Here is a 25895-nt window from a genome sequence, read left to right as displayed (position 1 = left end):
CTTTTACCGAGCCAAAATTAAATATTTCAGTTTGCTCAAAATGGCAACACCTTGTTAATCTTATGGTAAAACAGAGAAATTATAGCATGAACCCATTTTCCTATTTTGCTTATTTTGAAACAATTAAATTGATTTTATTCGTACCTTAAAAACATCTAATCTCATAATTTATACTATGGCGCCCTTAAAAAAAGACGACATCAAACAAGAGGTCTTTGACCTTTACGACAAATACGCCCACAACCAGATAGATCGCAGGGAGTTTATGGAAAAGCTTTCCGTTTATGCCGTTGGCGGAATCACCATCGCTTCCTTGATGAGCTTTATTATGCCGAATTACAAGGATACGCTTACCGTATCACCGAACGACCCTGAGTTGGACTCCAAACTCATCACCTATAACTCACCAAAAGGGGGTGGGGAAATAAAGGGGTTGCTTTCCAAACCAAAGGATGCCAAAGGAAAAATGGGCGGTGTTGTGGTAGTGCACGAAAATCGTGGCCTTAATCCTTACATCGAAGATGTTGGACGGAGGGCAGCGAAAGCAGGTTTTATTTCCTTGGCTCCGGATGCCCTTACACCGTTAGGAGGTTATCCAGGCAACGATGACGAAGGCAGAACGCTGCAGCGGCAACGAGACCGCAACGAAATGCTCGAAGACTTTATCGCAGCCTATAATTATCTTAAAAACCATGAAGATTGCAATGGCAAAGTAGGTGTAGTGGGTTTTTGCTTTGGCGGATGGATCTCCAACATGATGGCGGTAAAAGTTCCCGACCTAGCGGCAGCAGTTCCGTTTTATGGCAGTCAACCAGATGATGACGAAGTGGCACAGATCAATGCACCGTTACTGATTCACTATGCCGGATTGGATGAAAGAGTGAACGCCGGCTGGGAAAATTATGAAGCCAAGCTTGAGGAGCTGGACAAAGATTATGAGGTCCATTTTTATCCTGATGTCAACCATGGGTTCCACAACAATACCACGCCACGTTTTGATAAGGCATCAGCCGATTTGGCATGGGAAAGAACGATAGATTTCTTTAAGGAGCACTTGAGTTAGGTCTTCTGCTTCTTTTTACGGGCAGCAGGAAACAGCACATTGTTCAAAATCAATCGATATCCTGGCGAAGTGGGATGCAGTTCCAATTCCGTTTTGGGGTCCCCTACCCTGTGCTGATAATCTTCAGGGTCATGACCTCCATAAAAAGTAAAAAAACCTTTACCCTTGATTCCATGGATGTATCTGGCCTCTCCATTTATTTTGTTCTCCCCTAGAATCATTACGGTAGGCTTCACCTCATTTCTGGTAAAGGCCGTGGTCTGCCCCATAAAACCCTTGACCAAACTGGTATGGTTTTGGGTCAACATCGTGGGGACAGGGTCCCATTTAGCGGAAAACTCCATCAATGAAAAGTAGTCGGATTCCTTGGGAACATTGGCCCGCTTGTTGGTCATATCAATGGATGAAAACTCATATCGGATAGGGTTGCGCTCCAGTACAAAATTGGTAAAGGCGAAGGTATTACCATAATCGAGTTTCGCTTGATAATTTGCATCTGAAGGATCCCCATCGAACATGGGTTCACAGATATCCACGTCTTCGGCCGCAAGGGCAATATCAAAACTATCGGTCGCGGAACACATGGCAAACATAAACCCACCACCGATCACATAGTTCCTTATTTTTAAAGCTACGGCCAGTTTTTCTTCGGATACCTTGGCATATCCCAATTTCTGGGCCAATGCCTCCGCTTCTGCCTTGGCCTCAATATACCATGGGGCCGCCCTGTAGTGACCATAAAATCTACCATATTGCCCAGTAAAGTCTTCGTGGTGCAAATGCAACCAATCGTAAAGTGCCAGTTTATCGCCCAAAACCTCTTCATCATAAATTGTGGTATAGGGTATTTCCGCATAGGTGAGTACCATGGTAACGGCATCGTCCCAAGGTTGGTTTTCCTTTGGGGAATACACTGCGATCTTGGGAGCCTTTTCTAGGATAACCGCGTCTTGGTTTTGGGACGGGCTGCTGATATCATCCAGAATTTGAGCTGCTTGTCCATCAGAAAGGACTTCAAAAGAAACACCGCGAATTTGGCATTCTTTTCGAATAGCTTCTCCATCGGGCAATAGAAAAGATCCTCCCCGATAATTCAGCAACCATTGCACTTTTTGCTGTTTGGAGAGCACCCAATAGGTGATTCCGTATGCTTTTAAATGATTTTTTTGTCCTTCGTCATCCATAGGGATTAGGATAACGGAGGCTGAAGATTTAAAGAAAAAAAATAAAATAAAAATGAAGGTGAGATTTCTCGTCCCGATAGCTATCGGGAGTGCTCGAAATGACACTTCAGAAAGAAACTTTTTAAAAAGGTACGTCATTATCATCTGGGTCATCGTCACTGTTCATTGCGCTACCAAACGCATCGTTCGCACTCGGAAGATTTGGTGTCGCAAAGGGATTTTCTTCGTCCGCATTCATCTTCGATTGGAATTCGAATGGGGAGTCAAAGTCATCCAAGTTATCAAATTTACCCAGAGCGCCCACAAATTTTAACCTAATATTTTCTAAACCTCCATTACGGTGCTTGGCTACAATAAACTCTGCCTGACCTTGTGTGGGGGTGCGCTCTTCATCGTCCCACTCGTCAATTTTGTAGTATTCCGGTCTGTAAATGAACGATACGATATCCGCATCCTGCTCAATGGCCCCGGATTCCCTCAAATCGGAAAGAATAGGTCTTTTGCTGCCCCCCCTTGTTTCCACGGCCCTCGATAGCTGCGATAGAGCAATGACCGGAACGTCCAATTCCTTGGCCAATGCCTTCAAGTTTCGTGAGATGGTGGAGATTTCCTGTTCTCGGTTTCCTCCTTTTTGGCTGCCCCCGGCGGTCATCAACTGCAAGTAATCGATAATGATCAGCCTAATATTGTGTTGCGAAGCCAATCGTCTGGCCTTCGCACGAAGGTCAAAAATGGACAGGGACGGTGTATCGTCAATGAACAGCGGTGCCTTTTCCAAGGTCTTTACCTTAACGTTCAGTTGCTCCCACTCGTGCTTTTCCAGTTTACCGGTCCTCAATTTTTCGGATGAAAGTCCAGTTTCGGAAGAAATCAAACGGGTAATCAGCTGTACCGATGACATTTCCAAAGAAAAGAATGCCACGGGAATTTCGGAATTCACCGCAATATTTCGCGCCATGGAAAGCGTTAGGGCCGTTTTACCCATACCAGGCCTTGCCGCCACAATAATCAAATCACTTGGCTGCCAACCGGAAGTGAGCTTGTCCAACTTATCGAAACCTGATGGAATTCCACTCAGACCTTCTTTATTGGATATTTCCTCGATCCGTTTTTTGGCCTGAATCACCAAATTCTGTGCAGTTTCGGCGGAACGCTTTAAGTTTCCCTGGGTAACTTCATACAGTTTCGCCTCCGCATTGTCCAAAAGGTCAAAAACATCCGTGGCATCACTGTATGCCTCTTCGATGATATCGTTGGATATTTTGATCAAGCTTCTTTGAATGTACTTTTGAAGGATGATTCTGGCGTGGAACTCAATATGTGCGGAAGAAGCTACTTTTTGGGTAAGTTTTATGAGATAAAAATCGCCTCCAACAGCTTCGAGCTTGCCATCCTTCTTTAATTGTGCAGAAACGGTTAATAAATCCACCGGCTCGGACGATTCGAACAACTTGAAGATGGCCTCGTAAATGTATTTATGGGAATCCTTATAAAAAACATCGGGATGAAGAATATCGATGACCTCATCCACTCCTTTTTTGTCAATCATCATTGCGCCTAACACAACCTCCTCTAAATCAACTGCTTGAGGTGGTATTTTACCTCTCTCAAGATTGATAAGGGCAGATTTCTCCACGCGATGTCCAACGATGGGGCTAGGTTTCTCCATGAGTGCGAAAGTAGCTAATTAACCTTAAGTTAACTTTAAATTTGACGGATACGATTTCCACAGGTACTTAACATTTTAAATGTTGATAACTTTAAATACCTGTTGATAACATAAAAAAAAATGGAGATATAACCTAATGAAAAAGATGAATCCCCAAAAAACAAGAATTATTCGCTATAAACTCCCATTTCCGCATATTTTTCCATGCGGGTTTTCACCAATTCTTTTGGTGATAACTTTTTGAGTTCTTCGTAATGGGAAGAAATTTTGTTTGCAACGATCTCGAATGTTTTTTGCCTGTTGGAATGGGCACCACCAAGGGGCTCTTTTACGATTTCATCCACCAAACCTTGCTTTTTCATATCGGTCGCCGTCAATTTTAGGGCATCTGCAGCTTGTTCCTTGTATTCCCAGCTTCTCCATAGAATTGAGGAACAGGATTCCGGTGAAATTACGGAATACCACGTGTTTTCCAGCATCAGTACTTTATCTCCCACTCCTATTCCCAAAGCTCCTCCGGAGGCGCCCTCACCGATAATGATTACGATAATCGGTACCTTAAGGCGGGTCATTTCCAGAATGTTGCGGGCAATGGCCTCTCCTTGGCCACGTTCCTCTGCTTCAATACCGGGATAAGCTCCAGGGGTATCCACAAAGCACACTACGGGTATCTTGAATTTTTCGGCAGACTTCATCAAACGAAGCGCTTTTCGGTATCCTTCCGGATTGGCCATACCAAAATTCCGGTACTGGCGTGTTTTGGTATTGTAGCCCTTTTGCTGACCTATGAACATATAGCTCTGGTCACCAATTTTACCAAGTCCGCCCACCATGGCCTTGTCATCTTTTACATTTCGGTCGCCGTGGAGCTCCAAAAAGGTGTCCCCACAAATGGCGTTGATATAATCCATGGTGTAAGGCCTGCTGGGGTGTCTTGACAGCTGTACTCTTTGCCAAGCGGTAAGATTTTTATAAATATCCTTGCGGGTCTGATCCAGTTTTTTCTCGATTTGAGAACAGGTTTCTGTAACGTCTACATCACTTTCTTCCCCTATCACCATACATTTTTGAAGTTGCTCTTCAAGTTCTTTGATGGGGAGTTCAAATTCTAGATATTCCATGGGAAGTCTTTTATTTTCATGAAAAACAATGGGGACAAATATATAACATTATGGAATATTGCCACGAAATATACAAGTCTTTTATCGTCAATAAAATACATGGGCACGAATGAATTATCGCTTTGCTTTCATCAACATATAAACCGCGAAAACCCCAAAAATAAGGTTGGGGATCACCACGGCCAACAAGGGTGAAAATCCGGATTGCTCTGCCAATGTACCAAAAACCTTGTCAAAGAAAATATACACAAAGGCCACTCCTATACCAAACGCCAAGTTGAGTCCCATACCCCCCCTGCGTTTCATGGAGGATACCGCCACGGCGATCACCGTTAGGATAAATGCTGCAATGGGAAGCGCCCATCGCTTGTACTTTACCAGTACATAGGCATTGATGTTGGACGCCCCCTTTCTGCGTTGGTCATCGATAAAATCGTTGAGCTCGAAAAGGTTCTTGGTCTCCGCTACATAGGAAACCGGGGTAAGGTCATCTATCTGGAAAGAAAAAATCGTATCCAAGCGGCGTTTGGACTTGATATATTCTGTTTCGTTCCGGATTTCCCGTTTTTCGTAGTTGGTCAAACGGTAAATGCTGTCATCGGCGACCCAACGGATGTTACTGGCAGAAATTTTATAGTCCAGTTTACCTATGGAATCAAAATGTTCATAGGTAAAGTTATATCCTATCTGACGGTTGGGGTCAAAACTGCTCACGTAGATATAGTCGTTCTCGTTCAATTGGTTGAAGATGTTCTCGGTGACCCTGTCCCTTTTCCCTTTTTTGAAATATTTGTACTCAAACTCGTTGAAACCAATACTTGCATGGGGCACAATAAACATTCCCATCATAAATATGAGAACCGCCACCAAGGTAGCGCCAATAAAGTAGGGCCTTAAAAACCTCCCAAAGGAGACACCCGAGCTCAAAATGGCCACGATTTCCGTGTTGCTTGCAAGTTTTGATGTGAAAAAGATGATGGAAAGGAAAAGAAATATGGGCAGCAACAGATTCCCGATGACCAAGGTAAAGTTGCCGTAGAACACAATAACCTCCGCCAGAGGAGCTTCGTTATCGATGATCTTACCGATTTTCTCCGCCAAGTTGGCCATGATACCGATAGGAACAAACAACAGGAGCATCCCCATGAATGTTACGAGGTAGCGCTTCAGTATATATCTATCAAGTATGGTAAGCATTATAATCTTTTATCCATTTGGACCACCATTTTGGTTTTCCATTCCAGAAAATCTCCGGCTAAAATACGTTCTCTTGCCGTACGCACCAACCATAAATAAAAACCAAGGTTATGGATAGTGGCGATCTGCTTGCCCAAATATTCGTTGGCAGCGAACAAGTGGCGCAGATATGCCTTGGAATATTCGGTATCCACATAGGTTATCCCCATATCGTCAATGGGAGAAAAATCGTTTTCCCATTTTTTGTTTTTGATGTTGATGGTGCCGTGTGCCGTAAACAACATGCCATTTCGTGCATTTCGGGTGGGCATCACACAGTCGAACATGTCCACGCCCAGTGCAATGTTCTCCAAAATATTGATAGGCGTTCCAACACCCATAAGGTATCGTGGTTTGTCCTCTGGAAGAATATCGCAGACCAATTCGGCCATTTCGTACATTTCTTCTGCAGGTTCCCCAACGGACAGGCCACCAATGGCATTTCCTTCCGCCCCAACGGAAGCGATATACTCAGCGGATTGCTTCCTCAAATCCTTATAGGTAGATCCTTGTACGATTGGAAAAAAGCTTTGGGAATATCCATATTTAAATGGAAGCTTTTCCAAATGATTGATACATCTGTCCAACCACCTGTGGGTCATGTGCATGGACCGTTTGGCGTACTGATAATCACAAGGGTATGGCGTGCATTCATCAAAAGCCATGATTATATCGGCACCTATGGTTCGCTGAATCTCCATTACGTTCTCTGGTGTGAACAAATGTCGGGAGCCATCAATATGTGATTTGAACTTGACGCCTTCTTCTTTGATCTTTCTGTTGTCCGATAAGGAATACACTTGGTAGCCTCCACTATCGGTCAGAATATTGCGGTCCCACCCCATAAATTTGTGAAGTCCCCCAGCAGCTTCCAGAATGTTTGTGCCCGGCCTTAGGTAAAGGTGATAGGTATTTCCTAAAATTATATCGGGATTTATTTCATCCTTCAACTCTCTTTGGTGCACCCCCTTTACCGATGCAACCGTGCCCACGGGCATAAAAATCGGGGTCTGTATGGTTCCATGGTCCGTGGTCAACTCCCCTGCCCTGGCCTTGCTTTTAGCGTCCTTCTGTATTAAGGTAAAATCCAATTGTCCGTTTTAGAACCGCAAATATAACTAACTCTGTTTCGTTGATCCTTAACAAAAAAATAAAGTTTCTGAGGATAAGAACCTTAATAAATGTATTTAATACACTTGTTTTCTAAGGATAATGCAATTACATTTGATATAAAATTTATCACACAATGCCGAAAACACAAGAATTACAGGACCTGGTAGTACAGGTAAGAAGGGACATTTTACGAATGGTCCATAAGGTAAATTCGGGGCATCCAGGAGGATCTTTGGGCTGCACCGAATTCTTTGTAGCACTCTACAACGAAATAATGGATTTAAAGGAAGGATTTGATATGGACGGAATAGGAGAGGATATCTTCTTTTTGTCCAATGGCCACATTTCCCCTGTTTTTTACAGTGTTTTGGCCAGAAGAGGCTATTTTCCTTTGGAAGAATTGAATACGTTCAGGTTGATAGACTCCAGATTGCAGGGCCACCCCACCACCCACGAGGGTCTGCCCGGCGTGCGGGTTGCCTCTGGTTCTTTGGGTCAGGGCATGTCCGTGGCCATTGGCGCCGCCTTGGCCAAAAAACTGAACGGTGACGACCATTTGGTATTCAGTCTCCACGGCGATGGGGAATTGCAAGAAGGCCAAAACTGGGAAGCCATTATGTATGCCGCCGGAAACAAGGTGGACAATCTTATTTCCACAGTGGACCGCAACGGACAACAAATCGATGGAGCCACCGAGGAGGTACTACCTATCGGGGATGTAGCAGAAAAATTCAGGGTATTTGGATGGGATGTTTTGGAAATTGAAAATGGAAACGACCTGGAGCAAGTGATTGCTGGGTTAAAAGAGGCCAAGAGCAGAACCGGCAAAGGAAAGCCCGTTTGTATCGTGATGACCACTGAAATGGGCAATGGTGTCGATTTTATGATGCATACCCACGCATGGCACGGCAAGGCGCCAAGTGATGAGCAATTGGCGACCGCATTGGAACAGAACCCAGAGACTTTAGGCGATTACTAACATAGAAAAAGAGACAATGACTAAATATACAGATCAAGGAAAACAAGATACCAGAAGTGGATACGGTGCCGGAATGACGGAACTTGGGAGAACCAACCCCAATGTGGTCGCCCTATGCGCCGACTTGGTAGGTTCACTGAAAATTGAAACGTTTATCGAGGAAAATCCAGAACGTTTTTTCCAAACGGGGATTGCCGAAGCCAACATGATGGGGATAGCTGCAGGTTTGACCATTGGGGGTAAAATTCCTTTTGCCTCGACTTTTGCAAACTTTGCTACAGGTCGTGTGTACGATCAAATCCGTCAATCCATAGCATACTCTGATAAAAATGTAAAGATATGTGCTTCGCACTCCGGTTTGACCTTGGGAGAAGATGGTGCCACCCACCAAATTCTCGAAGATATCGGATTGATGAAGATGTTGCCAGGGATGACGGTGATAAATCCATGTGATTTTAACCAGACCAAAGCGGCCACATTGGCCATTGCCGAACACCATGGCCCTGTTTACCTACGTTTTGGACGGCCCAAAGTGGCCAACTTTACTCCTGTTGACCAAAAATTTGAAATAGGTAAGGCCCTAATGTTGAACGAAGGTACCGATGTGACCATTATTGCCACAGGACATTTGGTGTGGCAGGCACTTTTGGCAGCCGAAAGTTTGGAAAACCAGGGGATTTCTGCGGAAGTGATCAATATCCACACTATAAAACCTTTGGATGACAAAGCTATTTTGGACTCTGTGAAGAAAACAGGTTGTGTAGTAACCGCCGAAGAGCATAATTATTTGGGCGGACTTGGTGAAAGTGTTGCCCGAGTGCTTGCAACGCATCATCCTACACCACAGGAATTTGTGGCAACACAGGATACTTTTGGTGAAAGTGGCACCCCTGAACAACTGATGGAGAAGTACGGGCTAAACAATAAAGCCATAGAAAATGCCGTTTTAAAAGTGTTGAAACGTAAATAGTTTCGATAGGATATCTCGTGGAAGATATTTTCAACATTAAAAAACAACACTTATGAAAAAAACTTTTCTAGTAGCAGCATTTGCCTTGATCGGTTCTGCTGTGATGGCCCAGAGCGGCTCAGGATTCGGTATAAAGGCCGGTCTATCGTACAACAAAAACGGAGATTTGATCAATACCGCTACGGACGCTGTTGAAGATCCGGAAGGAAAGGCCGGTTACCATTTTGGATTTTGGGGGAAACTGGATTTCCCAAAAATCTATTTAAGACCGGAATTGGTCTATTCCAAGACCAAAAGCTCCTATGATGTTGGCGGCCAATCCCAAGATTATGATGTCTCCAAGTTAGACATGCCTGTTCTTTTGGGATATAAACTTATCGGCCCTCTTCACATTTTTGCGGGACCAGCTTTCCAATATACGCTCAATAACGATTTTGACGACCTTACCGTTGAGGATGTAGAAAGTGGATTTACCGTAGGCCTGAATGCAGGTGTTGGTGTAAATCTTGGTAATATTGGACTGGACGTAAGGTATGAACGAGGTTTTTCCGAAAACGAAGCGGAATTCATAAATACCAATGTCGCCAACGTGGAAGGCAGGGTAGATTCAAGACCTTCGCAAGTTATTTTTGCGCTATCGCTCAAACTTTAAACAACAGTTTTTAGAATAAAAAAAGGCCCGCCAGATTGGCGGGCCTTTTTATTCAATCTATATTTTTTAATTGGAATCCGGATCCAGGTAATCAGGAACACCATCACCATCAGCATCTGGGTACGGCAAAATTATATTGCCCTGATCATCGGTTATTTCGCTTCTTGTGGAAACTCCGTCACCATCGTCATCTGCATCCCTAAAATTGGGAAGTACATTAAAAGATGGTTCTTCGTCGCCGTCTGTGTTATCATCAAACAAATACCTGTTGTTGTTCAAATCTTCCTTAATCGAGGGAACACCATCATTATCGGTATCCGTATCTTGTACAAAAAGCCCTAGCTCTATTTTGAAAAGTACAGGAGCATAGGTACCGGCCGCGCCGGCTGCTCCATTGAACGCTGCCAAACCAGAGGGCATTACAATGATAGCCATTCCCCTATCCAAAATTTCATAGGTCCCATCTCCATTATCCACAACTTGTTCCGGGCTTCCCGCCTTCATGTTGGAAATCCCGTCTCCGTACCCACGGTACGTGAAGGGCAATTGTTGCCAAATAAAATCTTGGGTTTCATCAAACAAAGTCCCGTCAAGGGCTGAACCTTGGTATTTGACCAAAGTAGAGTCCGCATACGTTGGGCTACCGCCACCGCCTTCCATAACTTCGATATAATAGTAGGTATGGGGAACATCTTCTTCTTCTGCGCTCAATCCTAAAAAACTTGATGATACATTCAGCGTTATGGCTTCAGCATCCTCCATTAAAGGTCTTTTGCCAGCGTTGTCCCCTGCAATGGTATCGATAACAATTTTATAGTCAAAACCTTCGGGTGGGGTTTCAAAATCCTCGTAATTGTAAAAATGGGTGTTCAAAAACTCTCTAATGCTTTCATCATCCTCTGGTGCCACATCGCTCAATAAGCTTGGCGGTATGGCTTCCGGACCTCCATTATCATCATTTCTACAGGACATCAATGCTAAAGCAAAACATAAGAAAACTAAAATTCCGTACCTCATCAAGTCTGTTATTTAGGCGCGCAAGATACAATTTTCCATTATTTTTGCTTTGTCCATTAACAAAGATTTGCGAAGACCATGCGAATAGACAAGTACCTTTGGTGCACCAGATACTTCAAAACACGGAGCATTGCATCCAACGCCGTAAAAAAAGGCCATGTGAAGGTAAACGGAGCTGCCGTGAAACCTTCGCGCGATGTATTTCCCATGGACAAAATCGTGGTACGCAAAAATCAAATCGATTATCAACTTACGGTTTTGGACATTCCCGAAAACCGTGTTGGTGCAAAATTGGTGGATATTTACAGAAAGGATACCACGCCAAAAGAGGCTTTCGAGCACAACGAGCTTTTGCAACATGCCAAAAAGCACTATCGCAAAAAGGGATTGGGACGTCCCACCAAAAAAGACCGACGGGATTTGGACGATTTTATGGACGATTCCGAATAATCCATTTTCATATCTTTGAACCAAGTAAAAAAATTATGGTAAACCGTATTCTTACCCACGACCAAATCCAGCATATCACCAAACGAATTGCTTATCAGATCTACGAGACGAATGTGGACGAGTCCGAAATAATCGTTGCTGGAATCAATGGTGGTGGAGAAAGTTTTGCAAAAAAGATCATTGCTATCCTAAAAAAAATCACGGAGGCGGAAATCATCTTGTGCAAAATGGACATGGACAAAAAGAATCCCTTGGAGAGCGGTGTTACTACCTCATTGCCATCGAAGGAGTACGAGGGTAAATCCATTGTGCTAGTGGACGATGTCCTGAACTCGGGCACCACATTGATCTACGGGACCCATCATTTCCTTAAAACCCCCATAAAACAGCTAAAAACCGCCGTTCTGGTCAACAGAAACCATAAAAAATATCCTATAAAGGCCGATTTTAAGGGGATTTCCCTATCCACCTCGCTCAACGAGCACATAAAAGTGGATTTTGAACCCAAAAATAACGCTGTGTACCTAGAGTAACCCTCTAACCTTAGCTACAATGGTTTGTGCATCAAGTCCGTCACAATCCAATATGTGCTTTGCCTGCATGTAATACGGTCTTCGCTCAAAAAGATGTTTCCCTATAAATTCCGGAAGTTCCTCATCCGATATATTTTTGACCAAGGGCCGGCTTTCTTTCTCCCTTGAAATTCTATCCACCAATTTGGGAATGGTCAAGTTTAGATAAATGGAATGGTCCGATTCCTCCACTATTGTTTCCATATTGTTTCCATAACAAGGGGTTCCGCCACCAGTGGATAGCACAATCGATGCATCTTTGTCCAAAACCTCTTTTAGCATTTGGCACTCCAATTTTCTAAAATAAATCTCACCTTTTTCAGAAAAAATATTTTTGATGCTCTTCTTTTGATTTTGCTCAATATATTCATCCAGATCAATGAACTTTATCCCTAATTGACTGGCCAACAATTGTCCAACGGTTGACTTTCCACTTGCCATATATCCTACTAAAACAATTTTCATCTTCTAGAATTTTATCGGATTTCAAAAAAACACAAATTTATCATTAATTCACCTTGGAAAATAGATTATTGATGTTATATTTGCACCCGCTTAGCCAAACAGCTAGCCACATACTGAAGACCTGATAGCTCAGTTGGTAGAGCATCTCCCTTTTAAGGAGAGGGTCCTGGGTTCGAGCCCCAGTCAGGTCACTTTTGAGCTTTCAAAAATATTCAAAAAGTCTGTAAATCGTTGATTTACAGACTTTTTTGTTTTTATTGATTTCATTTGATATCAAATTGTACCATATATCGCGGTGCGCAATTCGGTGCGCACTTTTTGAATCCGCAAAAATGGCACCTGATCAATGTTAAAAACAATCCGAACATTTTTTTCCAAATGTTCCGGAACAAAATTGAATCAGTAAATCGATGACAAATGGAAACAAAAACATTCTCTTCAATCTTCTATTTAAGAAATTCCAGATTGGACAAAAATGGAAAAGCTGGTATCTATTTTAGGATAACCGTGAACGGTCAAAGGGCAGAGCTTAGTATTAAACGAAAAACAAGTCCCGAAAAATGGTGTTCGGCCAAAGGAAGGATAAAAGGCACGGGGAAAGAGGCCAAAGAAATGAACCACTATATGGACCAGTTGGAAACCAAGGCTTATGAAATCCATTCCAAGTTGGTGGTCAAAAAAAAGCCTTTCAATGCCGAGACCGTCAAAAACAAACTACTGGGCAAAGGAACCGCCCACAAAACACTCCTTGCTATTTATGAAGAGCACAATGCCCAGATCAAAGAGTTGATCGGTCCTGATTATTCCTATGGAGCGTACCGCAGACATGTGCGCACTATGAACCATCTTGCCAGTTTTATCCAAAAGCAATATAAAGTTTCCGACCTATATGTAATGGAGGTGGATTTAAACTTCGTCAATGGATTCCACCATTATTTAAAGACCCAGAAAATCGGCAATCAGAATACGGTTACCAAATATGTGGTCAATTTCAAAAAAATCATGAGAATGGCCTTTGCCAATAATTGGGTGAAAAAAGATCCTTTCTATTCCTGGAAAGCCGAATGGAAAAAAGTGGAAAGGGACGTTCTTACCGAAGCAGAACTTAGGACCCTGATCGACTTTCAACTCGAATCAAAAAGTTTGGAGCAAGTAAGGGACATTTTCGTTTTTTGTTGCTTTACCGGGTTGGCCTATGTCGATGTCAAAAAACTTTCAAATAATCACATAGTAAATGGCATTGAAGGTAAAAGATGGATCAAGATCAAAAGAGCGAAAACAGATTCCTTGAGCAGTGTTCCAATGCTGCCCATTGCTGAAAAAATACTGCGCAGGTATGAAGACCATTCGCAGAAATTGATTACCGCAGCGCTGCTACCGGTCATCAGCAACCAAAAGACAAACAAATACCTCAAGGAAATTGCTTCCGCTTGCGGAATCAAAAAGAAACTTACCTTTCATCTGGCACGCCACACCTTTGCCACCACCGTGACCTTAGCCAATGGTATTTCAATTGAATCGGTAAGCAAAATGTTGGGGCACCAAAGTTTAAAGACCACCCAGATCTATGCCAAGGTCATTGACAAGAAATTACATGATGATATGAGCTTGCTTAAAGGAAAGTATTAGTTGAAAGACTATTATGATTCTGATTGGAATCATTAGAAAGCTTTATGGGTTATTTAGTCATCTCAAAAACAAATATTCGTTTAAAGTTGAGTATTTATTCGTCCGAAAACTCTAGTTTTAAATGGTCTGGGTTAACGGGAAGAGTTAAAAATCAACAACATATAACTAATAATACCTAGTATTCCCCGATATGTTTTTTGTAAAATTTCCATGCCTCTTGGGCCACGTCTCTTCCAAGTTTCAGTCCTGCGATATTCTCAGATTGTATATGGTATCCGCCCAGAACACGTGAAATTCCAGCCATTTTAGCTGTTTCGGAAAAGGTAGGGAACTTTAGGGTGATGGTGTCGCCTAAATTATTGGGTTCGGTAAGTGCTCCTGCGACCAGTTCAGTCTCAAAACCAAAATCGTCACTTCCTGTCCATAGTTTTAAAGCTTCTGCACAACCACCACTAATGGTACTGTGACCAGATGTGTAACTTGGAAACGGAGGACATAAAAATGTCTCTGGAGAATAGGGCCGCCATTGACCACCTTCCATTTCAATTATGCCCTTTCCAACACCTCCCCAACCATGTATTTTTTCTCCGGCATAGTATTCGTGTACCAAAGCGAAGGGCCTTGCAAAATCATAGTACATTTTACTGTCCCATGAGGCTATAAAAGCATCCATGGCAACCACTTGGTTGTAAAAAAACATCTTAACATCTTCGTCCAATGAATGGTTATCCCGTTTAGATACCTCCTGTGCAAATTTCAACCAGTGACCCGCCTGTTGAACGGATTGGGGTCCATCCCTCATAAACTCCACCAGTGCTTTTTGATAATCAGTAAGATTGGCCTGGAGCTCCACTACCTCCTCGACTTCAACTTTTAATTTTTCCGAACCTACTTTGGGGGGTGGCCCAGGGCGAAACTGGTCTCCTGACTTTAAGGAAACGGGGATTACCCTATCCCAGAATGGTGTTAGGCATTTAGGTGCAAATTTTCCTCCGTTTCCATCCGAGAAGTATTTGGGTTGCCAGCGGTTGGGGTCGACATTGGCATCCGGCGAATTGACGGGTTCATATCCTGTATAATCAAAATACGGCTCTCCGTTGGAGCCTTCTTCACCATATTGATTGGCGCCGTCCCATTTTCTAGCTTCTATTACTGCCTTAGCCGCTAAATTTCCAATTCCTTCTGGAGTATTTGGGTTTAAAGATTCATTATTGGGATTCAACCCCAATTCTATCATAAAATCAGTAAACAACTTTTCGTCTGAATAATAATACTCCCTCAAGGCCCGAAACGCTGCATAACTGATAGCAATCTGTTTATTCTCCAACGTCCTGTCAACTTCCGGCCGCCTAGGTACTTTAGCAAGATAAACAGGTTTTGCATTTTCGTCATACCTACTCCATGCATCGAAAATGGCAACAAAAGTCAATCCTAAAAAACGCGAAGTTATGGTAGGCCTAGGTCGAAACTTTTCGGTGTCACGAGCAGTTGCCAATATCGCTATATCACTCCATTTGTGTGCAATATTGTCCGCCCCCAAAGGTTCTTCAACGTCAGGTTGTTTGGTCATTTTTGTTTGAACCCTATCATCTCCTTTACACCCAAAGAATACAGGGAAACATAAAATTAACATGGTTATTTTATAAAAATTTGATTTCCTCTTTTTCATCATTGTTAATTTAATTTTGGAAAGAATTACTTTCCACGGTCGCATTAATATCTAGCTTTTAATTTTATAAGAACAAAGACAGATCCTAAGTAGTTCTCACCATTTAAAAGGTTTTTCCTTTTCTCATAAGCGGCACACCGAAAATTTTAAATTGATTCTTCCTATGTTTTTTAATTTGCCACCGGTTCCATCATTTGATACAAGTTCCTTTTATGGTAGTGGCGGTTTCTTTTAGCCATTAAAATATATTTAGTTTCGAACAAGTACATCAGAATAGAACTCATTGGTGTTATATTTGGTGTCTTGGCCGTCAGATAGGTTACGTTCAAAAGTCATTTGTAAATATCAATTAAATGTGTCCTTACCTTCACTGGGACAAGCAATGAATCCTTTGAATCATAAATCGACATTGACTTAGAAGGTGTTAGCGGCATATGACATTCAACACAGTTGTTATTGCTGGGTTTTCCAATTTCTAATTCTAAACTACAGGGGACCGTATCATCCGTAAATGATCCTCGATGACAAATTATGCATTTGGCATTGAAATCCTTGAGATCCCCTCTTTGATTTTTATGGGGATCGTGGCAACTGGTACAATCCATGTTCTTACTCTCCTTAAAACATAAACTCGCCAAAAGTAGACCATATTGGTTACCATGCACATCCAACGACTCCAAATTACCGCTATCATATTCTGGGTTGGGAAAATCCGCCAGTGTATCACCGGTCATAAATGAAAAAGGACTCTCGCTGGTTTTCCTGCGGATTCCAGAGTGACATAATGCACAAGATTGGAGCTTTTGTTTTTGGTTCAAATCGGAGAATGACAATATATTTTTAGCCTCGGCATCACTGGGTTTGGACAGGTGGTAATTAACGTGTTTGACCGCCGGCCCATGGCAGCGCTCACAATCTATGCCGTACATAAACTGTGACCTATCGTAGGAATGAGGTTTGTTGAAAGTGTTCCTGCTTTTTGCAAAAGTGACATGACATTCGAGACAACGCTGCCTTATAGGTCGATTAGGGGCAAAAATACCATTTGGGTAACCTGGACTGTTCACCCAACTTTCAGAAGGTCCAAAGTATGAAATCTGTAATTGGTATAAATCATCTCCCTGCCAATTAAGGTAGGATTGTCCTTTGGTACCAGAACCGATCACAATATCAATTCTTTTGGAATCTACTAAAGAACCATCCCTCCTTGAAAATGCTTCCTGATAGAATCCATCCTTCCTGGAACGCATGAAAAAAATAATTTCATCATTGAGCAAAAAGCTATTTTCATTTTCAAAGTTTCCTTGGATAGAGATACTATCAGCAATCCTGGAGGATTGAAAATGTGCTGTCTTGATATGCGTTAGATAAATATCCTTATGGCAACCTATGCAATTGCGCGACCCTGAAAAGCCCTCTCCATTAGCATGTATTGCGACGGGCTCAATCGTATAGTAAGCACTTTCGTATTTTGAGTCAAAAATCTTGTCAAAAATCAATAGGACTCCCGTGAGAAGTATTGAAAACAAGAAAAAGGCAAGGAGTTTTCGATATTTCATAATAGTACATTGTCAAGCTCTCATCAGTTTGGTTCCTCCACAATCTTAGAGTAATCTTGCCATAATTGATATGTATGTTCAAAGCAAAATACTATTTTTCGTTGAGATTTTATTTTGTGAAGTCGTCTAACTAACTTTTCTACCACATATTGACAAAAACGTATTGGAAATTGAGTTTATTTTTGAATATGTTTTTTAAACATGAACATTATGGGACATCGATTTCGAACGTTTTTATTGATACTCTTGGTCGAAGGCACCTTCACGAATGCCCAGCAAACGTTGGAACGTATAGCTGTCGAAGGCAATAATTTTGTCACAAAAGATGGCAAGACCATTGTTTTTAGGGGGGTTAGTTCCAGCGATCCTGATAAACTGAAAAAAGATGGTCTTTGGACCAAAGGTTATTTTCAAGAGATTAAAAAATGGGGAGCAAATCTTGTTAGATTTCCCATTCATCCTGGGCGGGTGCGGGAAAGGGGCGTACAAGAATATTTAAAGCTTTTGGATGACGGAATACAATGGGCAGGGGAAGAAGGGCTTTATGTTATCATAGACTGGCATAGTATTGGCAACCTTAAAACAGGTATGTATTTAGCCGATATGTATAATACCAATATGAAAGAAACCTTAAGTTTTTGGAAGACCATTGCTGTTAGGTATGGGGATAATCCTACAGTTGCATTTTATGAGCTTTATAACGAACCTACAACATTCAATCAAAAGTTCGGGACAATATCTTGGGAGGAATGGATAGCGATAAACCAGGAGATAATCACCATCATAAGGGCCAACGGAGGCAAAGGTATCCCACTTGTTGCTGGGTTTAATTGGGCCTATGATCTTACCCCTATTAAACACGCTCCATTGAACGTAAAAGAAATCGGTTATGTAAGTCATCCTTATCCACAAAAAAGGGAAAAGCCTTGGGAAGAAAAATGGACAATGGATTGGGGATTTGCCAAGAAAAAATATCCTGTAATTCTAACCGAGATGGGGTTTTCGGGTCCAGATGACCCGGGAGCGCATATCCCTGTAATCAGTGATGAATCCTATGGCGACGCCATCACAAAATATTGTGATGAACGGGGAATTTCATATGTTGTCTGGGTATTTGACAAACACTGGGCTCCTCGACTTTATACGGATGACAGCTACACACCTTCAAGACAAGGAAAGTATTTCAAGAAAAAATTGCAAAGTTATCATCCTGGCAACAGGTGATGGTTTTAGTATTTCGTTCCAATCTTCTCAAGCCGGACCATTAAAACATCGTGACTATTTAGTGTGGTATTTAACTTTCCTGAAGTATCCCCTAACTGTTTATCTTGGAACAGGTTGCTGATAGTATAGTTATAGGTTTCAGTTTCCAGTTTGAGATTGTTCAGCTTGTCTTCAAAATTTCCATTGCTCCAATCAAACTGCAATTCCAAGATCTTATCGGACATATTTATAAAAACCATCGCCCAAGCCTCGTTGATGAGAGGTTTTGCCCAAATTTCCACATCACCCTTATCGGATACCTTAAAACCTTGTATGCCCAAAGGATCCTGATTGATCGCGATAACAAGGTCATTTGTCAATGTTTCAATGGTCTTGGGTTTGGCCTTACGTAAATCATTACCCAAAAACAAAGGGGAAGCTAAAATGCTCCACATGGCAAAATGGCTTTTATCCTCTGCATCTGTCATACCATTGCCGACCTCCATCATATCAAAATCGTTCCAGTGGTCAGGTCCGGCAGCATCACGAATACCCCTTCTCATATTTATAATTTTCCATACACCCCACGAGGACCAATCCCCATGATCTACCTCGCAATCCCAACAATTGGCAATATCCCCGGAGACTCGCCACATGTGGCCCACATCTTCGGCCCAATCCCAAGGTTGATTATCTCCCCATTCACAAATACTAAAAAGTATGGGGCGACCAGCTTTGAACAAAGCATCCCTCATGGTTTCATAAGCCCCCTTTGCGTTCAGATTTTCCGTATTGCACCAGTCATATTTTAAGAAATCCACTCCCCATTCAGCAAAAGTACGGGCATCTTGGTATTCATGCCCTCTGTTCCCTGGATATCCTGCGCATGTTTTTGAGCCTGCGCATCCATATAGCCCAAATTTAAGACCCTTGCTATGTACATAGTCGGCCAACGCCTTCATGCCCTTGGGAAATTTTTCAGGATCCGCCACCAAATTGCCATTATTATCGCGTTCTTTCGACATCCAACCATCATCCAACACAATATACTCATAACCTGCACTTTTTAGCCCAAGGGAAACAAACAGGTCCGCTGTGTCCATAACAAGGGATTCATCAATATTGGTGGCAAAGGTGTTCCAGCTATTCCACCCCATAGGTGGCGTTTTGGCAAGCCCGGTAACTTTCTGACCATGTGAGAATGAGCCGGTCAAAAGAATACAACCAATCAAAATGCTTCCTAATTTTCGATAGATCATTCTGAAATTTTCCATTTTAAATATTCTTTACAGGAAAAAACCCCGCAGGTACAAACGGGGTTTTCAATTGAATTAAAAATAACTAAATCGAAAAAAAATTAAACTAACTTGGAATTTGGTTTACTAACTCATCTAAATTTGATACCGAAATTACATATCTTAAGTAATCATTTTTCTAATATTAAAAGTATTACACCAAAATTGCTTTTTTTAGTATTAATTTGTCAATTCCCCATCAAATATTGGTAATTATAAAATCTTTAAAAACTAAATTTGCAGGTTTTATTCTTTTTCCCTTACCACTCTCCGCCCCTTTTTTTAGCATTAGTATTATCTGCTGTCATAATACTATTCTAGTATGACAAATTAGTATCATAGGTTCTGTGTCCCTATAATTATTTTTGAATCATAAGTTTTATCTGTTCAATGTGATTTACTGATGAATAAGCAACAAACGACTCTATTAAATTTAAAATTATCAAAAGAGTTGTTTTATTCACTTGCCAGTAATTCGTATGTTCATCTTTCTCTGTAATGATCAACCCAAGTACTTAATTGTAAGCAGTATGCATCGAGCTTTTATTCGCAGTCATTTTCAAAATAAATCCATGAAAATCCATTTAACCAAGATTTATAGGAATGCTTAGATCCATTGACGTTGTAATCATTGCATCTTATTTGTTGGCGACCATTTTCATAGGACTATTGCTAAGAAAAAGAGCACAAAGAAGCAAAGAAGATTATTTGCTTGGCGGTAATTCCATACCATGGTACATGCTGGGGCTTTCCAATGCATCGGGCATGTTTGATATCTCAGGAACCATTTGGTTGGTAACCCTCATGTTCGTCTACGGAATTAAAAGTGCTTGGATCCCATGGCTCTGGCCTATTTTCAACCAAGTATTTTTAATGGTGTATTTATCCAAATGGTTACGAAGATCTAATGTGACCACTGGCGCCGAATGGATTCGGACACGTTTTGGCAGTGGCAAAGGCGGAAAACTCTCTCATACCATTGTTGTTGTATTTGCGCTTTTGAGCTGTCTTGGTTTTTTGGCGTATGGGTTCATTGGATTGGGGAAATTCATGGAGATTTTTATTCCATGGGAAATTTTGGGCAGATATGTGCCATTTGACATCCCAGCTGCTTATGTACCCCATTTTTATGGTGTCGTATTTACTTTGTTCGCTGTTTTTTATTCGCTTTTGGGAGGGATGTCTGGGATTGTATGGGCCGATGTACTGCAATTCGGCATAATGACAATTTCTGCCGTAGTGATTGGATACTTGGGATTTGTGGCCATCGGGGACTATCCCTTGAACGTTCCTGAGGGATGGGGAACTCCCTTTTTCGGTTGGGAACTTGATCTTGATTGGTCCAAAATCATTCCTCAGGTAAATGAAAAAATTAGGTCTGATGGATATGGGCTCTTCACCATATTTTTTATGATGATGATTTTCAAGGGAATTTTGGTGAGTTTGGCTGGTCCGGCACCCAATTATGATATGCAGAAGATTCTTTCCGCCAAAAGCCCTCAGGAAGCCTCCAAAATGAGTGGTTTTGTATCCGTCATTCTAATGCCCATTCGCTATTTGATGATAGCCGGATTTGCTGCGCTCGCTTTGCTCTATTATGAAAAATTGGATTTGATAACCGCCACAGGGGAGGTTGATTTTGAATTAATCTTGCCTTCGGCCATAAAGGAATTTGCTCCTGTGGGCCTAACAGGGTTGCTCTTGGCGGGACTTTTGGCGGCTTTTATGTCGACTTTTGCAGGAACCTTGAACGCGGCGCAGGCCTACCTGATCAATGACATATACCTCAACCACAAAAAATCGGACGTGACCCCAAATCAAGTAAAGATCATGAATTATGGTTCTGGAATCCTAGTTGTCCTAGTGAGCATCTTTCTAGGTTTCTTTGTTGAAGACGTCAATTCAGTCTTACAATGGTTGGTTTCCGCTCTTTTTGGCAGTTATGTCGTGGCCAACATTCTAAAATGGCATTGGTGGCGTTTTAATGGCCATGGCTTTTTTTGGGGCATGGTAGCCGGAATGGTACCTGCGCTTATTCTCCCCTATGTGTTCACAGAAACACTGGACCTATATTATTTTCCTATTTTGCTCATAACCTCCATGGCAGGGTGTGTGATCGGTACGTATTCCGCTCCACCCACTGAAGAAAATGTTCTACGATCATTTTATACCGATGTTAGGCCTTGGGGCTTTTGGAAACCAATCAGGGAAAAAATATGGAAGGACAACCCTGGTCTCAAGAAAAATAGTCATTTTAAAAGGGATATGTTCAATGTATTCACGGGAATAACCGCACAGACCGTCCTGGTCATGCTTCCAATGTACATGATCTTTAGAAAAAGTACTCCCGTCTTGATTCTTTCGGGCATCTTGATTTTATGTATTCTTTTGCTCAAAAAATTTTGGTGGGACACCCTTGAGGAATCCCTTGATTGAAATCCAAAAAAAGAACACAAGTCAATATGATGGATGCATATAGGAAGTTGAAAGCTGAACTTCTCAATGAATTGAAGGCTATTTTAAGCTACTGGTCAATCTATGGTATAGATGACGACCATGGAGGGTTCGTGGGACGACGGGATTTCCATAATAATCTTGTACCCGAAGCTCCAAAAGGGATAATTTTAAACACCCGGCTTCTTTGGTCTTTTTCGGCTGCGGCCAATTTTTTGAAATCAAAAGAGTATGAATCGTTTTGCCACAGGGCTTACAGGTATTTGAACACCTATTTCAGAGATACCTTGCATGAAGGTGTTTTTTGGGAAGTGGACCATGCTGGAACTCCAATCAATCAAAGAAAACAAGTATATGCTCAGGCATTTGCCATATATGCCTTGACAGAATATTATAGGTCCTCACATAAGAAAGAAGCCTTGGATTGGGCCGTTTCCCTATTTAAAAGCTTGGAAACTTATGCTAAGGACAGCCAGTATTCAGGTTATTTTGAGGCATTCCATAAAGATTGGTCACCTATCGGCGATATGCGTTTGAGTAAAAAGGATATGAACTCGGCCAAGTCCATGAACACCCATCTCCATATTTTGGAAGCATACACCAATTTATTGAGAGTCCACAACAACGAAGAAGTGAAACACGCCCTGCGCCAACTCATAATTCTTTTTCAGGACACATTGTTGGATTCTTCCAATCATTATGGCCTGTTCTTTGATGAAAAATGGAAACTCATGAGCAGCACTGTGTCCTTTGGGCATGATATAGAAACCGCTTGGTTGGTCATTGAAGCGGCCAAGGCGTTGAACGATAATGAGTTGGTCGAACAGACACAAAAAACGGCTATAAGAGTAATCGACACTTTTGTTTTGGAAGCGTTGGATACGGAGGGTGCCGTTATGAATGAAAGGGAAACAACATCGGACCGTTTGGATACGGACAGGCACTGGTGGCCACAAGTTGAGGCCCTCTTGGGCCTAGATTTGGCCTATAAACTTACCCAAGATTCTGGGTACATTAAAAAATCCCTTGATATTTGGAATTTCACAAAAAAATATTTGATCGATCACAAAAATGGCGAATGGCATTTTAGGGTCGATGCCTATGGAAACCCATATACCCAAGAGGATAAGGTGAGCATGTGGAAGGCTCCCTACCATACTACCCGTGCCTGTATTTTAATGAACCAATAATCGGACCATGACCAATAAATACTTTGTTATTTTGGCCACAATTATCTTGCTGACATTGAGCGGTTGTTCCAAAGATTCGGATTCCAATTATTATGACACTGAACCCGTTGAAGAAGACCCAAACCCGTAAAATCCACTTCCACCCGGTAAACTTGACTTTGAACCTGAAGAGACGAGAGGTTTCATGGTAAACCAGGATGCCGCTGAAGAGACTACCGCGCTCTTTTACAATTTAAAATTGCTTTCACAAAATAGTTTTACTGTAGGTCAGCAAGATGCATTCAACAGCTTCTACCAAGATAATGCCGGGGATTCTGATATCAAAAAAATGACCGGGAGTGATCCTGTACTATTGGGGTCCGACTTTATGTTCATTACGGACGACCTTAACGATGGAACCCCTTTCAATTGGTTTTTCCAACAGGAAAACAAGATCAGGGATGACGTTCTCAGGGCTTTTGATATGGATTTGGTAAATGTTTTCTGTTGGCACTTTCGTGAACCTTTTGGGGGCGAACATTTCTATACAAGTGAAATGACCCAATTTCAAAGGGAAAATGCCTTGAAAAGTATCTTGCCGGGAGGTGAAAACCATGACTACTACAAGCAAAAGCTTCAAAAAATAGCATCATTCACCAAAAGTTTGATTGGTTCCAATGGTACATTGGCACCCATCATATTCAGGCATTTTCATAAATTTGATGGTGATTGGTTTTGATGGGGACAGTCCTATTGTACCATCGAAGAATATGTTAAGCTTTGGCAGTTTACGGTATCATACCTTAAAAACACCTTGTCTGTCAACAACATGCTCTTTGCATTTTCACAGGATAACCGGTTTTTTTCAGAAAGCGAATATTTGGCACGATATCCCGGGGATGCTTATGTTGATGTTATGGGAATGGACAATTATGGAGATTTCGATGGCCAAGGGCAAGCAGACGTTCAAAGGGCAAACCAAAAACTAAAAATTGTTTCCGACTTGGCAGAGGAAAGGGTCAAAATAGCATCCCTTACCGAAACAGGATATTTTGTGACTTTGAACGAAAATACACCCATTCCAGGTTTTTTCACCAATAACCTCTTCGCAGCCTTGACACTTAACGACATCAAGATTGGATATACCATGTTTTGGTATAACCATCAGGACACCTACTGCACACCTGTACCTGGGTTGCCAGGTGCCGATGATTTTATGGAGTTTGTGTCCAAACAAAATGTGATTCTTGCAAATGGTCTTCCGGAAATGTACCGGTTACCGCCCAATTGATAACTACAGTAAGGTGCCCTCATTAAATTGGAGCAATCTCATCTATCGTCGATGAATCTCAAGAAAAGTTGTTAGAAATAAAGCGAGATATGCGTGTGATGGAAAAATCAAAGAACTGGGCTTTAATTTTTTGGGATCCCTTACTTCAGGATTTTCTCGATTCTTTCAAGTTCATCCTTGGAAAAGTACAGGTTCTGTAAAGCTCCCAAATTGTCGATCAGTTGTTTTTTGCTGCTCACCCCGACCAGTACCGAGGTCACTCTATCGTCTTTTAACAACCAAGAAATTGCCATTTGTGCCAAACTCTGTCCCCTATTGCCTGCCAATTGGTTCAATTTATCTACTCTCCTAAGCACTTCTTCAGTGATTTTGTCCTCCTGCAGAAACCCTGTGCTCTTGGCTGCCCTGGAATTTTTAGGAATTGATTTTAGATATTTGTCCGAAAGGATACCTTGTTCAAGTGGTGAAAATGGAATACACCCGATACCTTCATCACCCAGAACATGCATCAGACCGTCCTCTACCCATCGATCCATCATACTGTAACGGGGTTGGTGGATGAGACATGGAGTGCCCAAACTTTTCAGAATATTTGAGGCCTTCAAAGTATCTTGGTGATTGTAGGATGAAATACCCACATAAAGTGCTTTCCCTTGCCTCACGATAAGATCCAATGCCATCATGGTCTCTTCCATTGGGGTTTCTGGATCTGGCCTGTGGTGATAGAATATGTCCACATACTCCAAACCCATACGCTTCAAGCTTTGGTCAAGACTGGCCACCAAATATTTCTTTGACCCCCAATCACCATAAGGTCCGGGCCACATGCCCCAACCCGCCTTGCTCGATATGACCAACTCATCGCGGTAGGTCCGAAAACTCTCTTTCATAATCTTTCCAAAGTTTTCTTCCGCGGATCCTGGAGGAGGACCATAGTTGTTGGCAAGATCAAAGTGGGTCACCCCATTATCAAATGCGGCATGGAGAACCTCTTTTCCAACGGCCAATGAATCCACATGTCCAAAATTATGCCATAGCCCCAGCGATATAGCGGGCAATAAAAGACCGCTCTTCCCACATCGTCGGTAAAGCATGTTATCGTAGCGTTTGGCTTCTGCAATATAAGGTTCCATAA

At 42.0% G+C, this 25895-nt stretch carries 22 protein-coding genes, 1 tRNA gene and 1 pseudogene; 13 read left to right on the top strand and 11 right to left on the bottom strand.

The genetic code is table 11. The features are described 5' to 3' along the window. Positions 1-175 precede the first annotated feature (175 nt). Entirely contained in the window at positions 176-1063 is an 888-nt protein-coding gene (locus tag SD449_RS09505) for a dienelactone hydrolase family protein (RefSeq protein ID WP_318310221.1), read from the top strand. On the opposite strand, the gene SD449_RS09500 is transcribed toward SD449_RS09505, so the two are convergent. The 5 genes from SD449_RS09500 to tgt form a co-directional block, all read right to left on the bottom strand. Then, positions 1060-2400 (bottom strand): asparagine synthetase B, encoded by a 1341-nt coding sequence (locus SD449_RS09500; RefSeq protein WP_404828036.1) that lies wholly within the window; start codon positions 2398-2400, stop codon positions 1060-1062. The two genes, SD449_RS09505 and SD449_RS09500, sit on opposite strands and share 4 nt — an antisense overlap. Further along, entirely contained in the window at positions 2369-3916 is a 1548-nt protein-coding gene (gene dnaB / locus SD449_RS09495) for a replicative DNA helicase (protein ID WP_318310218.1), read from the bottom strand. The genes SD449_RS09500 and dnaB overlap by 32 nt, the downstream gene beginning before the upstream one ends. 167 nt (positions 3917-4083) lie before the next feature. Beyond that, positions 4084-5037: an acetyl-CoA carboxylase carboxyltransferase subunit alpha gene (locus SD449_RS09490; protein ID WP_318310216.1), complete on the bottom strand. Its 954-nt coding sequence runs from the start codon at positions 5035-5037 to the stop codon at positions 4084-4086. A 114-nt stretch (positions 5038-5151) separates the two neighbouring features. After that, complete coding sequence (locus SD449_RS09485; protein ID WP_318310214.1) at positions 5152-6234, bottom strand: LptF/LptG family permease; 1083 nt, start codon at positions 6232-6234, stop codon at positions 5152-5154. Continuing rightward, positions 6234-7364 carry a tRNA guanosine(34) transglycosylase Tgt gene (gene tgt / locus SD449_RS09480; RefSeq protein WP_318310213.1) on the bottom strand — a complete coding sequence of 377 codons (1131 nt, stop codon included), beginning with the start codon at positions 7362-7364 and terminating at the stop codon, positions 6234-6236. The genes SD449_RS09485 and tgt overlap by 1 nt, the downstream gene beginning before the upstream one ends. A 155-nt stretch (positions 7365-7519) precedes the next feature. Here tgt and SD449_RS09475 point away from each other — a divergent pair, with 155 nt between their 5' ends. The 3 genes from SD449_RS09475 to SD449_RS09465 are packed head-to-tail and all read left to right on the top strand — an operon-like array spanning position 7520 to position 9987. After that, positions 7520-8365 (top strand): transketolase, encoded by an 846-nt coding sequence (locus SD449_RS09475; RefSeq protein ID WP_318310212.1) that lies wholly within the window; start codon positions 7520-7522, stop codon positions 8363-8365. A 16-nt stretch (positions 8366-8381) separates the two neighbouring features. Then, the gene (locus tag SD449_RS09470; protein WP_318310211.1) at positions 8382-9335 is read left to right on the top strand and encodes a transketolase family protein; all 954 of its coding nucleotides are present in this window, start codon (positions 8382-8384) and stop codon (positions 9333-9335) included. Between the two features lie 52 nt (positions 9336-9387). Next, entirely contained in the window at positions 9388-9987 is a 600-nt protein-coding gene (locus SD449_RS09465; protein ID WP_318310210.1) for an outer membrane beta-barrel protein, read from the top strand. A gap of 66 nt (positions 9988-10053) precedes the next feature. Here the strand turns inward: SD449_RS09465 and SD449_RS09460 are convergent, their stop codons facing one another. Then, complete coding sequence (locus SD449_RS09460; protein ID WP_318310209.1) at positions 10054-11004, bottom strand: FKBP-type peptidyl-prolyl cis-trans isomerase; 951 nt, start codon at positions 11002-11004, stop codon at positions 10054-10056. Positions 11005-11082: 78 nt separating this feature from the next. Here SD449_RS09460 and SD449_RS09455 point away from each other — a divergent pair, with 78 nt between their 5' ends. Then, positions 11083-11454: an RNA-binding S4 domain-containing protein gene (locus SD449_RS09455; protein WP_318310208.1), complete on the top strand. Its 372-nt coding sequence runs from the start codon at positions 11083-11085 to the stop codon at positions 11452-11454. A gap of 35 nt (positions 11455-11489) precedes the next feature. Further along, positions 11490-11987 carry a phosphoribosyltransferase family protein gene (locus tag SD449_RS09450; RefSeq protein WP_318310206.1) on the top strand — a complete coding sequence of 166 codons (498 nt, stop codon included), beginning with the start codon at positions 11490-11492 and terminating at the stop codon, positions 11985-11987. Here SD449_RS09450 and SD449_RS09445 read toward each other — a convergent pair. Beyond that, a complete protein-coding gene (locus tag SD449_RS09445; protein ID WP_318310204.1) occupies positions 11979-12491 on the bottom strand; it encodes a shikimate kinase in 513 nt (170 codons plus the stop codon). The two genes, SD449_RS09450 and SD449_RS09445, sit on opposite strands and share 9 nt — an antisense overlap. 118 nt (positions 12492-12609) lie before the next feature. Here SD449_RS09445 and SD449_RS09440 point away from each other — a divergent pair. Both SD449_RS09440 and SD449_RS09435 read left to right on the top strand, forming a co-directional pair. After that, positions 12610-12682 (top strand) — tRNA-Lys (locus SD449_RS09440). A gap of 226 nt (positions 12683-12908) precedes the next feature. After that, complete coding sequence (locus SD449_RS09435) at positions 12909-14120, top strand: site-specific integrase (protein WP_318310203.1); 1212 nt, start codon at positions 12909-12911, stop codon at positions 14118-14120. Positions 14121-14295: 175 nt separating this feature from the next. On the opposite strand, the gene SD449_RS09430 is transcribed toward SD449_RS09435, so the two are convergent. Together SD449_RS09430 and SD449_RS09425 are read right to left on the bottom strand one after the other, a co-directional pair. After that, complete coding sequence (locus SD449_RS09430; RefSeq protein ID WP_318310202.1) at positions 14296-15690, bottom strand: vanadium-dependent haloperoxidase; 1395 nt, start codon at positions 15688-15690, stop codon at positions 14296-14298. A gap of 431 nt (positions 15691-16121) precedes the next feature. Beyond that, on the bottom strand, positions 16122-17288 hold the full coding sequence (locus SD449_RS09425; protein ID WP_318310201.1) for a multiheme c-type cytochrome: 1167 nt from the start codon (positions 17286-17288) through the stop codon (positions 16122-16124). A gap of 270 nt (positions 17289-17558) precedes the next feature. Here SD449_RS09425 and SD449_RS09420 point away from each other — a divergent pair, with 270 nt between their 5' ends. Further along, complete coding sequence (locus SD449_RS09420; protein ID WP_318310200.1) at positions 17559-18572, top strand: glycoside hydrolase family 5 protein; 1014 nt, start codon at positions 17559-17561, stop codon at positions 18570-18572. Positions 18573-18577: 5 nt separating this feature from the next. On the opposite strand, the gene SD449_RS09415 is transcribed toward SD449_RS09420, so the two are convergent. Further along, a complete protein-coding gene (locus tag SD449_RS09415) occupies positions 18578-19825 on the bottom strand; it encodes a glycoside hydrolase family 27 protein (RefSeq protein WP_318310198.1) in 1248 nt (415 codons plus the stop codon). Positions 19826-20449: 624 nt separating this feature from the next. Between SD449_RS09415 and SD449_RS09410 the strand changes: the two genes are divergently transcribed. The 4 genes and pseudogenes from SD449_RS09410 (at position 20450) to SD449_RS09395 (ending at position 24760) form a co-directional block, all read left to right on the top strand. Next, complete coding sequence (locus SD449_RS09410; RefSeq protein ID WP_318310197.1) at positions 20450-22282, top strand: sodium:solute symporter family protein; 1833 nt, start codon at positions 20450-20452, stop codon at positions 22280-22282. Positions 22283-22308: 26 nt separating this feature from the next. Then, positions 22309-23490 carry an AGE family epimerase/isomerase gene (locus SD449_RS09405; RefSeq protein ID WP_318310196.1) on the top strand — a complete coding sequence of 394 codons (1182 nt, stop codon included), beginning with the start codon at positions 22309-22311 and terminating at the stop codon, positions 23488-23490. A gap of 7 nt (positions 23491-23497) precedes the next feature. Further along, positions 23498-23620 carry a hypothetical protein gene (locus tag SD449_RS09400; protein ID WP_318310194.1) on the top strand — a complete coding sequence of 41 codons (123 nt, stop codon included), beginning with the start codon at positions 23498-23500 and terminating at the stop codon, positions 23618-23620. Positions 23621-23674: 54 nt separating this feature from the next. After that, positions 23675-24760: pseudogene (locus tag SD449_RS09395) on the top strand (glycoside hydrolase family 26 protein). Positions 24761-24900: 140 nt separating this feature from the next. On the opposite strand, the gene mgrA reads toward SD449_RS09395, so the two are convergent. Then, the gene (mgrA, locus tag SD449_RS09390) at positions 24901-25893 is read right to left on the bottom strand and encodes an L-glyceraldehyde 3-phosphate reductase (protein WP_318310193.1); all 993 of its coding nucleotides are present in this window, start codon (positions 25891-25893) and stop codon (positions 24901-24903) included. Between the last annotated feature and the right edge of the window lie 2 nt (positions 25894-25895).

It is taken from the genome of Flagellimonas crocea, assembly GCF_033441595.1.
Lineage (GTDB): Bacteria > Bacteroidota > Bacteroidia > Flavobacteriales > Flavobacteriaceae > Flagellimonas > Flagellimonas crocea.
The sequence above is the reverse complement of the archived record's forward strand: the minus strand, read 5'-3'. Positions and strand labels throughout refer to the sequence as shown.

Excerpts from the sequence above, each read along its gene's own strand:
- SD449_RS09460 (WP_318310209.1), bottom strand. The coding sequence starts at position 11,004 with ATGAGGTACGGAATTTTAGTTTTCTTATGTTTTGCTTTAGCATTGATG.
- SD449_RS09485 (WP_318310214.1), bottom strand. The coding sequence starts at position 6,234 with ATGCTTACCATACTTGATAGATATATACTGAAGCGCTACCTCGTAACA.
- SD449_RS09450 (WP_318310206.1), top strand. The coding sequence starts at position 11,490 with ATGGTAAACCGTATTCTTACCCACGACCAAATCCAGCATATCACCAAA.
- mgrA (WP_318310193.1), bottom strand. The coding sequence starts at position 25,893 with ATGGAACCTTATATTGCAGAAGCCAAACGCTACGATAACATGCTTTAC.
- SD449_RS09475 (WP_318310212.1), top strand. The coding sequence starts at position 7,520 with ATGCCGAAAACACAAGAATTACAGGACCTGGTAGTACAGGTAAGAAGG.
- SD449_RS09445 (WP_318310204.1), bottom strand. The coding sequence starts at position 12,491 with ATGAAAATTGTTTTAGTAGGATATATGGCAAGTGGAAAGTCAACCGTT.
- SD449_RS09505 (WP_318310221.1), top strand. The coding sequence starts at position 176 with ATGGCGCCCTTAAAAAAAGACGACATCAAACAAGAGGTCTTTGACCTT.
- SD449_RS09410 (WP_318310197.1), top strand. The coding sequence starts at position 20,450 with ATGCTTAGATCCATTGACGTTGTAATCATTGCATCTTATTTGTTGGCG.
- dnaB (WP_318310218.1), bottom strand. The coding sequence starts at position 3,916 with ATGGAGAAACCTAGCCCCATCGTTGGACATCGCGTGGAGAAATCTGCC.
- SD449_RS09415 (WP_318310198.1), bottom strand. The coding sequence starts at position 19,825 with ATGGAAAATTTCAGAATGATCTATCGAAAATTAGGAAGCATTTTGATT.
- SD449_RS09465 (WP_318310210.1), top strand. The coding sequence starts at position 9,388 with ATGAAAAAAACTTTTCTAGTAGCAGCATTTGCCTTGATCGGTTCTGCT.
- SD449_RS09405 (WP_318310196.1), top strand. The coding sequence starts at position 22,309 with ATGATGGATGCATATAGGAAGTTGAAAGCTGAACTTCTCAATGAATTG.
- SD449_RS09455 (WP_318310208.1), top strand. The coding sequence starts at position 11,083 with ATGCGAATAGACAAGTACCTTTGGTGCACCAGATACTTCAAAACACGG.
- SD449_RS09470 (WP_318310211.1), top strand. The coding sequence starts at position 8,382 with ATGACTAAATATACAGATCAAGGAAAACAAGATACCAGAAGTGGATAC.
- SD449_RS09500 (WP_404828036.1), bottom strand. The coding sequence starts at position 2,400 with ATGACCCAGATGATAATGACGTACCTTTTTAAAAAGTTTCTTTCTGAA.
- SD449_RS09420 (WP_318310200.1), top strand. The coding sequence starts at position 17,559 with ATGGGACATCGATTTCGAACGTTTTTATTGATACTCTTGGTCGAAGGC.
- SD449_RS09490 (WP_318310216.1), bottom strand. The coding sequence starts at position 5,037 with ATGGAATATCTAGAATTTGAACTCCCCATCAAAGAACTTGAAGAGCAA.
- SD449_RS09430 (WP_318310202.1), bottom strand. The coding sequence starts at position 15,690 with ATGACCAAACAACCTGACGTTGAAGAACCTTTGGGGGCGGACAATATT.
- SD449_RS09435 (WP_318310203.1), top strand. The coding sequence starts at position 12,909 with ATGGAAACAAAAACATTCTCTTCAATCTTCTATTTAAGAAATTCCAGA.
- SD449_RS09400 (WP_318310194.1), top strand. The coding sequence starts at position 23,498 with ATGACCAATAAATACTTTGTTATTTTGGCCACAATTATCTTGCTGACA.